Annotated in this window: 13 protein-coding genes; 11 read left to right on the top strand and 2 right to left on the bottom strand. The window is 28.0% G+C overall.

What is annotated here, in order from left to right:
* Nucleotides 1–3: 3 nt before the first annotated feature.
* Nucleotides 4–996 (top strand): hypothetical protein, encoded by a 993-nt coding sequence (locus GOQ27_RS05835; protein ID WP_203365901.1) that lies wholly within the window; start codon nt 4–6, stop codon nt 994–996.
* 25 nt (nt 997–1,021) lie between these two features.
* Here the strand turns inward: GOQ27_RS05835 and GOQ27_RS05830 are convergent, their stop codons facing one another.
* The gene (locus tag GOQ27_RS05830; RefSeq protein ID WP_203365900.1) at nt 1,022–1,216 is read right to left on the bottom strand and encodes a hypothetical protein; all 195 of its coding nucleotides are present in this window, start codon (nt 1,214–1,216) and stop codon (nt 1,022–1,024) included.
* A gap of 90 nt (nt 1,217–1,306) precedes the next feature.
* Complete coding sequence (locus tag GOQ27_RS05825) at nt 1,307–1,792, bottom strand: hypothetical protein (RefSeq protein WP_203365899.1); 486 nt, start codon at nt 1,790–1,792, stop codon at nt 1,307–1,309.
* Nucleotides 1,793–1,946: 154 nt separating this feature from the next.
* Here GOQ27_RS05825 and GOQ27_RS05820 point away from each other — a divergent pair, with 154 nt between their 5' ends.
* The 10 genes from GOQ27_RS05820 (at nt 1,947) to GOQ27_RS05775 (ending at nt 12,242) form a co-directional block, all read left to right on the top strand.
* On the top strand, nt 1,947–3,302 hold the full coding sequence (locus tag GOQ27_RS05820) for an MATE family efflux transporter (protein WP_203365898.1): 1,356 nt from the start codon (nt 1,947–1,949) through the stop codon (nt 3,300–3,302).
* A gap of 53 nt (nt 3,303–3,355) precedes the next feature.
* Nucleotides 3,356–3,856 carry an amidase domain-containing protein gene (locus GOQ27_RS05815; RefSeq protein ID WP_203365897.1) on the top strand — a complete coding sequence of 167 codons (501 nt, stop codon included), beginning with the start codon at nt 3,356–3,358 and terminating at the stop codon, nt 3,854–3,856.
* Between the two features lie 18 nt (nt 3,857–3,874).
* Nucleotides 3,875–4,612 (top strand): GNAT family N-acetyltransferase, encoded by a 738-nt coding sequence (locus tag GOQ27_RS05810; protein WP_203365896.1) that lies wholly within the window; start codon nt 3,875–3,877, stop codon nt 4,610–4,612.
* Nucleotides 4,613–4,629: 17 nt separating this feature from the next.
* Complete coding sequence (locus GOQ27_RS05805) at nt 4,630–6,405, top strand: B12-binding domain-containing radical SAM protein (RefSeq protein WP_203365895.1); 1,776 nt, start codon at nt 4,630–4,632, stop codon at nt 6,403–6,405.
* Nucleotide 6,406: 1 nt separating this feature from the next.
* Nucleotides 6,407–7,168: a hypothetical protein gene (locus GOQ27_RS05800; protein WP_203365894.1), complete on the top strand. Its 762-nt coding sequence runs from the start codon at nt 6,407–6,409 to the stop codon at nt 7,166–7,168.
* A 20-nt stretch (nt 7,169–7,188) separates the two neighbouring features.
* On the top strand, nt 7,189–7,674 hold the full coding sequence (locus tag GOQ27_RS05795; RefSeq protein WP_203365893.1) for a GNAT family N-acetyltransferase: 486 nt from the start codon (nt 7,189–7,191) through the stop codon (nt 7,672–7,674).
* Nucleotides 7,675–7,688: 14 nt separating this feature from the next.
* Nucleotides 7,689–8,828 carry a tetratricopeptide repeat protein gene (locus tag GOQ27_RS17435; RefSeq protein WP_203365892.1) on the top strand — a complete coding sequence of 380 codons (1,140 nt, stop codon included), beginning with the start codon at nt 7,689–7,691 and terminating at the stop codon, nt 8,826–8,828.
* Between the two features lie 149 nt (nt 8,829–8,977).
* Nucleotides 8,978–9,871, top strand: a complete 894-nt coding sequence (locus GOQ27_RS05785; protein ID WP_203365891.1) for a bifunctional enoyl-CoA hydratase/phosphate acetyltransferase — start codon at nt 8,978–8,980, stop codon at nt 9,869–9,871.
* Nucleotides 9,872–9,889: 18 nt separating this feature from the next.
* Entirely contained in the window at nt 9,890–11,671 is a 1,782-nt protein-coding gene (gene iorA / locus GOQ27_RS05780) for an indolepyruvate ferredoxin oxidoreductase subunit alpha (protein ID WP_203365890.1), read from the top strand.
* On the top strand, nt 11,664–12,242 hold the full coding sequence (locus GOQ27_RS05775) for an indolepyruvate oxidoreductase subunit beta (RefSeq protein WP_203365889.1): 579 nt from the start codon (nt 11,664–11,666) through the stop codon (nt 12,240–12,242). Before iorA ends, GOQ27_RS05775 begins: the two co-directional genes overlap by 8 nt.
* Nucleotides 12,243–12,605 lie beyond the last annotated feature (363 nt).

Raw genomic sequence — 12,605 nt, 5'->3', positions numbered from 1 at the left:
ATTATGTTAGAAAATAAAATTAATACAATAATAAATTCAGCTGCAGCAATAGATTCTATTAATAATATAGATTATAAATTTAGATCTTATGAAGTACAGTTAATGATTAGTGCAATTAAGTCTTTAGTTCCTTCAATGGACACCAATCGTGTAACAATAAATTATGATAGATATAAAAAGGAGTTAGAACTGTTAAGGTATTACTTTGATGAAGGGCAAAAGAATATAAATATTTCAGATAGGTCAAATTATTGGAAGTATGAAGATGAAACCTTTACATCTAGAATTATACCTATAATTATTTCTAATGGGGATTATGAAAATGCAAAAGATGAAATAATAAAAAATGTATTATATTCAACTGGGAGCATTGTTGTTTTATTAAATTCAATAGTCCTTGGAAAACTATTGAATATATTAATTACTAATAAAGAACTTATAGAAGAAGAAATCTTATTAACTTTGAAGAATGAGATAATAACATTTTCTCAAGTTGAATTTCTAAATAAATATAAGAATGAATATAAAATTTCTTTAGAAGAATATGATGGAAACTTTCTAATTGATTTTGAAAGAATGAGGATAGAGTTAATAAACATATTAAATGGCAAGGGCTCTATGGAAAACAATATTATTAAAGAATCAATTAATATTATAAAAAACAAAGAAAATACATCACTATTACAAATTCAAGATTTATATCTATCAGCTATCTTTGGAATTTACTGTGAGGATATAAATAAAATAGAGTATAATGATAAGAGTTTTATAGTAAAGATATCGGATTACTTGATAAAATTAAGAAAAGGTAGAATTAATTCAAAAAATCTAATGGTTGAAATATCTAATATACCAGATATATTTAAATTTAAGGTGGGAGAAGTAATAGATCATCCATTATTAAATAAGTGCCAAATAATTAATAAATATAAGCTTGAAAGATCCACGATAATTGAAGTTATGACTAAATCAGGACTATATAGATTCAAAAAATAAAACACCCTTTTTAAGGGTGTTATAATTATTTCTCTAAATAATCTATAAATTCTTCTTCAGAACTGTCTGCAAGCTCACTAAGTTCTTTGATTATATTATTTTTCAAAGTTAAATATTCATCTGATTCTTTCTTTTGTCCTGTATACTCAAGGGCTCTAATAATGAGTAACATGTCTTTTTTTGGTATTTCAGCTATAGATATTTTATCAAATTCTTGCATGACCCCTCTCCTTCCATATTCTTTTCTTTAGTATATTTCTACAAGAACTTTCATTATTCCTTCTAATATTACAAAAAATATGAATATTTATTATATATTTTCAGGATCTTTATCGTAGAATACTCTCTGGCTTCTTCCTTTAACTTCTTTTAAGAGTTTTTTAATTTTATCTATTTCATCTTTTACCAACTCGGTATCTTCTTTAGATAGATTATAATATAAAAATAAATCTTCAAAAGTTCTAACGGTTTTTGATAACTCAGTATCTACTTCTATGAATGATTGAAAGTTTTTACTTTTTCTTGCATTTAAAAATTGTTCAATATCAACTTTTATTAGATTTACAACGTCGTCTTCAGTTTTTAGATCTCCAGCAGTTACTACATAAGGTTTGATTCTTTCCAAAAAGTATGTATTATCACTATTAATATGATACATATAAGAAATTTTAAAGTCATTTAATTTATATTTAACAAAGAACATAACGCCTTGTATAGATATAACTTCGCAACCCATGTCTCTAAGTCTATTAAGACACATTTGATGACGAATTTGACGAATAGTCATATAAGCCATAAAATACCTCCATATTATATTTATTTATATAATTATATCATAAACAGAGCTTTAATATAACAGTACTGAATATATACTTATGTAATTAGCGGAAGGATTAATAAATAAAAAATAGAATATAAAATAATAAGTGACATAAGAAAGGAGTTTTTTAATGACAAATATGAACAAAAAAAGAATATATATGATATTAGGATTAGCATGGCCTGTAATGTTTAGTCAATTACTTCAAACTTTATTGGAGATTGTGGACTTATACTTTGTATCTAATATAAACAGTGAAGAAATTGTTGCATTGGTATCAGGAGTAGGGTTTTCTACATCTATATTGGGAGTATTTATTGTTTTCTCTCAATTAACTGCAACAGGAGCTATTGCGATAATATCAAGAAGAATAGGGGAGAAGAATGATAAAGAAGTTTTCTCAATAACAGAACAAGCATTAATATTATCTCTAATAGTTGGGTTTTTAATTGTTATAGGGATATATATATTTATGGATCCATTACTTGATGGAATAGGTGCTTCTGGAAATGTACATCTTTATGCAAAAAACTACTTAAGTATTGTTTTAGTGGGAGTTCCTTTTATGTTTTTTAACTTAACAGGTAGATCTGTACTTCAAGCTATGGGTGATACCAAAACTCCTATGGTAATATTCGTATCAATGAATGTTATTAATATTATATTTGATCCTATACTTATATATGGATATAGTATATTTCCTGAATTGGGATATAGAGGGGCTGCATTAGCTACGTTAGTATCAAATATAGTAGCATTTTTATTAATGTTATATGTAATTTTCTCAAAGGTATATAAAAAAGACTTTAAGCATGTTATAAGAAGTTTCAAAATAGATGTGAAAGTTATTTTAAGAATCATCAAAATAGGTTTTTATTCAGCAATACAAGCAATATCTAGGCCTATTACTGGTCTCCTTATGTTTAAAATAGCAAGCTATACAGGAACAAATTCTGTAGCAGCTTTTACTATAGGAGGGAGAATGTTTAATTTAGTTTTTATAATATTAATGGGTCTTACAACTTCCATTTCCGTTCTTACAGGACAAAATTTAGGAAAAGGAGATATTGAAGAAGCAGAAAATTATATAAAAGATGGATTAAAAATTGCTGCAATAAATATGATAATATTTATAATTCCTTATTTTATTTTTTCAGAAGGAATTATAAGATTATTTATTGAAGATATTGAAGTTATAAAAATTGGATCTAATTATCTAAGAATAGTATACCTAGGTGTTATTTTTGTGATTTATCCAGTAGTATATGGAGGTGCTTTCTTGGGATCGGGAGATACTCTACCGCCAATGCTTGCATCTTTAGTAGCTAATTGGGCTTTTAAATTACCAATAGCTTATATATTTGCAAAGGTATTAAATATGGGGGCTAATTGGGTATGGCTTGCAATTAGTATTTCTGTATTTGTTGAAGCTATAGTAATAATAGCTTGGTTTAGAAAAGGAAGATGGAAAGAAAAAGTTGTATAATATAGGTATTAATTATCCTTATATATAGTATTATCAAAATAGGGGGTGATTAATTGACTAAATTATATCCATATAATCGTCAGAAAGCTTTAGCATACGCTAAAAGATGGGCCTTTGATAGAAATCCTAAGTATTATAATTTTGAAAAACTTGGTGGAGATTGCACAAATTTTATATCTCAAGTAATACATGCAGGAGGATGCCCAATGAATTATGAGAAATGGACTGGATGGTACTATGTAAATGTTAATAATAGAGCTCCAGCATGGACTTCAGCCAATTATTTGAGAAAATTTCTCATGAACAATAAAAGTACTGGTCCTATTATTGAAAAGAGTAATATAAACGAGATACAGTTAGGTGATATTGTACAACTTAATTTTGATTCTGATAGTATATTTGAACACTCTTTAGTAATAGTCGACATAAAGGAACCTAGAAGTGTAAAAAATATTTATATTGCTGCTCACACATATGATAGATATCATTATTCTCTTAGTAATTATATAATTGAAGATATAGAATATTATCATATATTAGGGTATAAAAAATGAAACCTATAGGAGGATAAAATGAAGAAGATAAGTAACTTAGATAAAATAAATGCTTTATTAAATAAAGATAAAATTGCTACAATAAACATTCAAGGAAGGATGAAATATGAAAAGAAGTGGAGTATATTAGTAGATGATACTGATAATCCTAATGGAATAATTTTTAAAAATGGATATTGGAATATTATATATTCACCTAATGATACAATTGCAAAGAATTTAATAAACCATTTAAAAGAAAAAGAGTTAGGATTTGCTGGAGTATTAATAAAGTATTATAATATGATGAAAGAAAGCAATAAAATAGATTGGGATGAAATATGTCATTTATATTATATAGATCCTAAGGAAATAAAAATACCTCAAATAAGACATAATGTAGAAAAATTACGACTAGAAGATGCAGAGATAGTTAATGAATTTTATACATATAAAGATGAAGATTCTATAGAATATATAAAAGAATGTATAATAGAGAGAGAAACATCCTGTATATTTGATGAAGCTGGAAAGCCCATTTCTTGGGCTGTAATAAGAGAAGATGGTTCAATGGGAATAATGTATACTAGAAAAGATCATCGAGGTAAAGGATTAGCCATTTCTGTTACATGGGATCTAATAAGAAAAGTAATTAATAATGGGGATATACCATATGTACACATAGTCCATGGGAATGAAGCTTCTGTTAGGTTAGCAAAAGCCATAGGTTTTAAAAAATATGGTGATATTGCATGGTTTGGTACAAAAGATAATTAATAAGGAAGTGGCTAAATATGAAAATTTTACTAACAACTTTGAATTCAAAGTTCGTGCATTCTTCACTTTCTATTAGATATTTAAAGGAATGTATAAAAGATCTGAATATAGAAGTTGAAATTGAAGAATATACTATTAATCAACAGATAGATTTTATTGTTTCTGAAATTTATAAAAAAGATATAGATATTGTGGCCTTTGCTACTTATATATGGAATATAGAAGAAGTGATGGATATATGCGATAGATTAAAGCTAATAAAACCTGAACTAAAGATATTACTCGGTGGACCTGAAGTCTCCTTTGATATAGAAGAAATAATGAAGAATAATAAAAATATTGATTTTATCATTTATGGAGAAGGGGAAGATACATTTAGAGAATTTACTATGAATACTATAGATAACAAAGGATATTGGAACATAAGAGGATTAGCTTACAGAAATAATAATGATATTGTAATTAATAATCCTAGAAAATTAATTAATAATCTAGATAAAATACCATCCCCCTTCAAAGAAGATGTCCAAAGTTTCAGGAATAAGATAGTTTATTATGAGACATCAAGAGGTTGTCCTTTTAATTGCAAGTTTTGTCTATCATCAACTATTGAAGGGGTTAGATTTTTTTCAATAAATAGAGTAAAAGAAGATTTGAAATTCCTTATAGAGTCTAATGTAAAGCAAGTAAAATTTGTTGACAGAACATTCAATACTAATAAGAAGTATGCTATGGAAATTATGAACTATATAGCTAATAACAACCCTAATAATATTAATTTTCACTTTGAAGTGACAGCTCATTTATTAGATGATGAAATGTTAAAATTCTTAGAAAATGTTAAAGAAGGAATGTTTCAATTTGAAATAGGAGTACAGTCTACAAATGAGAAAACAATAGAAGCTATTGGAAGAACTACAGATTTTAAGAAATTAAGTAAAGTTGTAAATAGGATTAATAGCTATAAAAATATACACCAGCATTTGGATTTAATTGTAGGACTTCCATATGAAGATTATAATACTTTTAAAATATCTTTTAATGATGTGTATAATTTAGAGCCTGAAAAATTACAATTAGGTTTTTTAAAACTTTTAAAAGGATCGGAATTGAGAAACAATGAAGAACTTCATGGATTTAAATATATAGATAAACCTCCCTATGAGATTATGGAAAATGATTATATAACATATGAGGAAATTCTAAAACTCAAAACTATTGAAGATTTAGTTGAGAAATATGGTAATGAATTAAATTTCAAGCATACTTTAAAATTTATAATAAAGAATTACTTTAAGTCTGCTTTTGATTTCTATGAAGACTTTGCTGAGTACTGGGAAGAGTTTAATTATCATACAATGTCTCATAGTCTTAATAAACTATATAAAATAATATATGATTATTATAATGACAGAATCTCCAAAGATTTAGATATATTCAATGATATAATAAAATATGATTATATATTTAATAACAATTCATTGACTCCAAAGTATATGAATGTATATGATGAAGAAAAAATTAAAAAGTATAGACACGATTTCTTACAAGATGAAAAAAATATTATTAAATATCTACCTAATTATGAAAAAATCCCAGTGAAAAAGATTATAAAGGATATATCAATAATTAAGTTTAAGTTTGATATACTTAAGTTTTTTGAAACAAATGAAAGAGAAAATATTATATGGGGTGAAAAGTTCATTATGTTTGTTCATAAAGGAAAGAATAAAGTATTTACAAAATCTGAAGTTATAGATATAACAGAAGATTTTTATAAAGAGGAGGAATAGGATGGTTATTCTAAAAGATATATTTTATCTGAATAAGGATACTTTAAAGACAACCCTTGATTTATTATTTAAAAATTGGAAAATTATACTTATGGGTTTTGTCTATATAACAATCAATGCAATACTCGGAATTATAATAAATGGTCTGTTTATAGGGGTATTAAGAATAATCGGAGGGATAATCCTTACTTTAGCTATGGCAGCTATGACTTCTAATTATCTATATTTATTGCAAAATATAATTAGAATAGAAAGATTTACATTACAAGATGTTAAAGATGGATTTACAGCATTATTAAGGAAAGTATATGGAGTTCTTTTAATTGGATGGCTTGCTAGTATATTATATAGTATGGTTTTAGCACCTATTTTAGGAAGTATCGGTTCAATAATAATGATGATTGTTCCAGTTTTAGTTTTTGTATTACTAAATCCTTTGCCAGAATCAATATATCTTAAATATAATGATCCCTGGGGTACTATAGTATATGCTTTTGAATTCATAAAAGAAAATTGGTTAGAATGGTTTGTTCCTAATATAGTATTTTTAGCTGCCTTATATTTTTTATCTGGACGTATAATATTAAGTCTATTTATGATAAGATTTTCATCAACTATAGATATCTCTGTCTATTCAATATTTATATATGTTATAGGGCAAGTTGTTTTTTCATTTGTGATGATATATAGGGGAGTATTATTTGATAGTTTAAGCACTAGTACAAGAAGAAAAAGGATATATATGAGAGATTTATATAAGTAGATAATACTGGGGGAGTATACATGGATATAAACTTAAAAGTAATGGGAAAAAATGATGTATTAAAGGTGTACAATTTTTTTCAAGATCTTAAGAAAGAAGGGGCACAAATTTCTTTTACTGATATAGACAGTACTTTTGATTTAGAAAAAATGATTACTGATGAAAATGTATTTATTTATGTTGCTTACTATGGGGATGATATTGCTGGGGTGTTTAGAGGTTTGAGAGGAAATAAATATAGAAGCCATAGTGCTTTTTTGACAGCAGCAGTAGATAAAAGATTAAGGGGACAGAAAATAGCTCGGAAATTGACTGGTTTTGGATTAGAGGATATGAAAAATAAAGGTATAAAAATAGTGAGAGCTTATGTATATAGTGATAATCAGCCTTCGGTAAGCACATTGCTTAAACAAGGTTTTACCTTATCGGGGTGTGTCCATATGCATCACTATAATGATAATATAGAGAGATATGTGGATGATTTAATATTCCATAAAATTTTATAACAGAAGGTGATAGTGTGATAAGAACAATAGAAGAGTATTTTGAAGAGAAAACTGATAATATTTATTTTATTCAACTAAAAGAAGAAGCTAATCCACAACTTAGTGATTTGAAATTCAATACTGATATACCTCTTCCTCTGGTTGTTAGTAATTTATTGAAAGAAATTCAAGATGGTAAAGCAGTAGAAGAACTGAACTTAAAATACATAATTGAGGGTATAATATATACATTAGGAGTTGAACCAAACTTTAAACATAGAAAAGAATATCTAAATTTACTATATTCTTATGATTCTAATATAGAGGGGTATATATTAGCAGAAGGAATAAAAAGGATTAATGATAATATAATTGAAGAAGGTATGGTATACCTAAGAGCCTTAATTAGTATGGATACAGAAAATATTAGAGGGTTATATAGTTACGGATTAGCTTTAGAGGGTAAGGCAATTGATTATTATAATAAGAATGAAATTAATGATGGAAATGTATTTTTTAAAGAATCTACAAAGCAGTTTGAAATAATTTTAGATATAGATCCAAGTTTTGACTTAGCTTATTATAAATTGGGATATCATTATAGAAATACGAAACAATTTAAAAAATCAGAATTAATATGGAAAAAATTTATTAATATGACTTCTAAAGATGAACTCATTAAAGAAATAAATTTACAATTAAAAGGAATGGAAGATGATGTACAATATGAGCAAGGATATAATTTGATTTTAACGGGTAAATCTCAAGAAGGACTAGAAAAGTTATTACCATTGACAGAAGATAATGGTGACTGGTGGAATCTTTTATTTATAGTAGGTCTAGGATATAGACAATTAGGGAATTATAATGAAGCTATTAGGTACTTTCATAAAGTTTTGATTCTAAAACCTAATCAAGTAGATGCATTGAATGAAATTGGATTATGTTATGCAAATTTGGGTAAATTTGATGAAGCAATTTCTAAATTTGATAAAGCTATAGAAATGAGACCTAAGGAATATCAAATATTGTGTAATAGAGGTATGACATATTTACAAGAAGGGAATATAGATAAGGCTGAAACAGATATAGAAAAAGCCTTTGAAATGAATCCAAAAGATGAAATAACTATAGCTTGTAGAAAAGAAATAGATAAGGTGAAGAATGGAAATTAATCTCCATTCTTTTTTATATAAACAAATTACAGAAAATTAAAAATTTATATTCAATTTGAAAGAGGATTTGAGAATTTATTATCTAATTATATATAAGAAGATAAAAAATTTTAATAAATCCAAAAAATTGTAATAGGAGGAGGGGTTAGGTGAATAGTCTTAAAGAAGTGGTACAAGAGAGTCAAAAACAAGACACAAAAAGATTAGCTGTTGCAGCTAGTGAAGATAGAGATGTGTTAAGAGCTATCGTTGAAGCAGCTGAATTAAATATTATAAAACCTATATTAATAGGGGATATATCTGAGACTAAGAAGATTGCAGAGGAATTGGGACTTGATATAGAAAGATATGAAAAAATTAATACAAACAATTTAAAGGAATCTGCAATAACTGCTGTGAAGCTTGTAAGTGAAGGAAAAGCAGATTTTGTTATGAAAGGACTTATTGATACTTCAATATTATTAAAAGAAGTTCTGAACAAGGACTATGGATTAAGAACAGATAGTTTATTAAGTCATGTTATGTTTTATGAAATCCCAACATATCATAAGTTGTTAGTATTAACAGACGGAGGAATGAATATTGCTCCATCAGCAGAAGAAAAAGTATCTATAATAAAAAACGCAGTAAAAGCATTTAATAATCTAGGATATGAAAAAATAAATGTAGCATGTCTAGCAGCTAAGGAAAAGGTTAACTCTAAAATGCAAGCTACAGTAGATGCAGAACAAATTAAAGAATTATGGGATAAAGAAAATTCAAAAAATGTAGTTGTAGAAGGTCCTCTAGCATTGGATTTGGCGATATCCAAAGAAGCTGCAATTACAAAAGGTTTTAAAAGCGATATTGCTGGGGAAACAGATATTCTATTAGCTCCTAATATTGAAATGGGAAATGGAATTGGAAAGAGTCTAACTTATTTTGCTAATGCTCAATCTGCTGGAGTAATAATGGGTGCAAAAGTTCCTATAATATTAGTTTCAAGGGCAGACGATCATCAAACAAAATTAAATTCTATAGCGTTAGGTAGTGTTATAGCATAAAAAAGGGGAGTGGTATATATGAAAAAGCTTTTAACGGGTAACGAAGCCGTAGCTAGAGGAGCATATGAAGCAGGTGTTACATTAGCTGCAGCTTATCCAGGAACACCAAGTACTGAGATATTAGAAAATGTTGCAAATTATAAAGAGATTTATTCAGAATGGTCACCTAATGAAAAGGTAGCATTAGAAGTAGCGATCGGTGGATCTATAGCAGGAGCAAGAACACTTGCTGCTATGAAACATGTAGGTATAAATGTAGCTGCGGATCCTTTATTTACATTTGGATATACTGGAGTTAATGGTGGATGTGTTATTATTTCTGCAGATGATCCTGGAATGCATAGTTCGCAAAATGAGCAAGATAACAGATATTATGCTAAAGCGGCTAAAGTGGCTATGATAGAGCCAAGTGATAGTCAAGAGACTAAAGATTTTATAAAGGAAGCATATAAAATAAGTGAAGAATATGATGTACCAGTGTTATTTAGATTGACCACTAGGATATGTCATAGTAAAGGATTAGTAGACTGTGAAGAAAGAGAAGAAGTAGGAATAAAAGAATATAATAAAAATATTCCTAAATATGTAGCTACACCAGCTAATGGAAAAAAGCTTCACGTAGTAGTAGAAGATAAATTAGTAAGGTTAGAAGAATTTAGTAATAATACACCTTTAAATAGAATAGAGTGGAATGATAAAAAGGTAGGAGTTGTTACTTCTGGAGTTGCCTATCAATATGCTAAAGAAGTATTTGGAGAAGATGCATCTTTCTTAAAATTAGGATTCACATTTCCTTTACCTAAAAAGAAGATGAGAGAATTTGCTGAGTCAGTAGAAAAGTTATATGTAATAGAAGAATTAGAGCCTTATTTAGAAATGGAAATTAAGGCTATGGGAATTGAAGTTATAGGTAAGGAATCTATACCTCTTATAGGAGAACTAAATCCAGACATTATTAGAGAATCAATATTTGGGGAAAAAACAGAAACGATAGAAAAGAAAGAAGAAAATGTTGTAGGGAGACCTCCTACGATGTGTGCGGGATGTCCTCACAGAGGGTTATTCTATGAGTTAAGTAGAAAAAAGAATGTTGTAGTAACGGGTGATATAGGTTGTTATACACTAGGGTCTGCTCCTCCTTTAAGTACAATGGATACGTGCATATGTATGGGTGCTAGTATAAGTGCAGGACATGGATTTAGTAAAGCTTGTGAAGTAAATGGAAGAGATGTGAAAGTGTTTGGAGTTATTGGAGACTCAACGTTTTTCCATTCTGGAATAACAGGTCTTATTGATATTGTTTACAATAGAGGTAACGCTGCCACTATAATATTAGATAATAGAATTACTGGTATGACAGGTCATCAAGAAAATCCAGGTACAGGATATACATTGATGGGTGAAGAAGCAGCAGAAATCGATATTATTAAGCTATGTGAGGCCATTGGTGTAAAACATATAGAGGTAGTTAATCCATTGGACTTAGATCAAACAAAGAATGCAATTAATAAAGCAATGAAACTAGATGAACCTATGGTTATTATAACGAAATATCCTTGTGTTCTTAAGAAGTCTACAGATGATGAAGTAGAAGAATATGGTTTAGACAGAAAAGCATGCGTAGTGGAAAGTGGTATATGTAAAAAGTGTAAAATGTGTTTAAAGGCAGGTTGTCCTGCAATATCTTTTGATCCAGAAACAGGATCTATAATAGACGAAGATATGTGCGTAGGCTGTGATGTGTGTTTACAAATTTGTCCTTTTGATGCTATTAAAAAGGTGGGTGAACAAAATGAGTAATGTGAAAAACATATTATTAGTAGGTGTCGGGGGTCAAGGGATTATATTAGCAAGTAAAATATTATCCAATGGACTGATTAATTCAGGATATGATGTGAAAATGTCAGAAGTCCATGGTATGGCTCAAAGAGGAGGAAGTGTAACCACTCAGATTAGATATGGAGAAAAAGTATACTCACCAATTATAGGAAAAGGTCAAGCGGATATAATTGTAGCTTTTGAACAAATGGAAGCTGAAAGATGGATAGATTATTTAAAACCAGATGGTAAATTAGTTATAAGTGATTATAAGATTCCATCAGTACCAGTATTGATTGGTGATGTTGATTATCCTAATACTATATTAGAAGATTTACAAGAAAGAAGTAAACCTACTGTTATAAAAGCTGCTAAATTGGCTAAGGAATTAGGAAATATTAGAACTCAGAATATAATAATGCTAGGTGCATTAACAAAAGCTATAGGACTAGAAAATATTAATTGGAATGACATTATAAAAAGTATGATAAAAGATAAGTATGCAGATATAAACATTAAAGCGTTTACAATGGGAAAAGAATTAATAGATTAAAGGGGTGATATCACCCCTTTAATTTTTTGCCTACTTATTAATATATGAATATTATATATATAGAAGGGTATACGAAAAATATGGGTGGATTAATATACCAATTAAAATATAGTATATTATATTGACTTAGTTTATAATACCTGCTATAGTATTAAAAGTTGCCGATGGATATCGAGGCAGAAAATCATAAAAAATAGTATTGACAAAGAATACATTTAGTGATATAGTATTAAAAGTCGCATGAAGGATTAACAAATTCGACAAAAGATTAAATTTTTTTTGAAAAGGTGTTGACAAGCGTCGAAAGATCTGATATAGTATTAAGAGTCGCCGGTAACGGCACAAAACAATTTGGTCTTTGAA

The sequence above is a fragment of the Anaeromonas frigoriresistens genome, from assembly GCF_016820655.1.
Lineage (GTDB): Bacteria > Bacillota > Clostridia > Tissierellales > SIT17 > Anaeromonas > Anaeromonas frigoriresistens.
This window is presented reverse-complemented; position numbering and strand designations above follow the sequence as displayed.

Excerpts from the sequence above, each read along its gene's own strand:
- GOQ27_RS05835 (WP_203365901.1), top strand. The coding sequence starts at position 4 with ATGTTAGAAAATAAAATTAATACAATAATAAATTCAGCTGCAGCAATA.
- GOQ27_RS05795 (WP_203365893.1), top strand. The coding sequence starts at position 7,189 with ATGGATATAAACTTAAAAGTAATGGGAAAAAATGATGTATTAAAGGTG.
- GOQ27_RS05805 (WP_203365895.1), top strand. The coding sequence starts at position 4,630 with ATGAAAATTTTACTAACAACTTTGAATTCAAAGTTCGTGCATTCTTCA.
- GOQ27_RS05775 (WP_203365889.1), top strand. The coding sequence starts at position 11,664 with ATGAGTAATGTGAAAAACATATTATTAGTAGGTGTCGGGGGTCAAGGG.
- GOQ27_RS05800 (WP_203365894.1), top strand. The coding sequence starts at position 6,407 with ATGGTTATTCTAAAAGATATATTTTATCTGAATAAGGATACTTTAAAG.
- GOQ27_RS05825 (WP_203365899.1), bottom strand. The coding sequence starts at position 1,792 with ATGGCTTATATGACTATTCGTCAAATTCGTCATCAAATGTGTCTTAAT.
- iorA (WP_203365890.1), top strand. The coding sequence starts at position 9,890 with ATGAAAAAGCTTTTAACGGGTAACGAAGCCGTAGCTAGAGGAGCATAT.
- GOQ27_RS05830 (WP_203365900.1), bottom strand. The coding sequence starts at position 1,216 with ATGCAAGAATTTGATAAAATATCTATAGCTGAAATACCAAAAAAAGAC.
- GOQ27_RS05820 (WP_203365898.1), top strand. The coding sequence starts at position 1,947 with ATGACAAATATGAACAAAAAAAGAATATATATGATATTAGGATTAGCA.
- GOQ27_RS05810 (WP_203365896.1), top strand. The coding sequence starts at position 3,875 with ATGAAGAAGATAAGTAACTTAGATAAAATAAATGCTTTATTAAATAAA.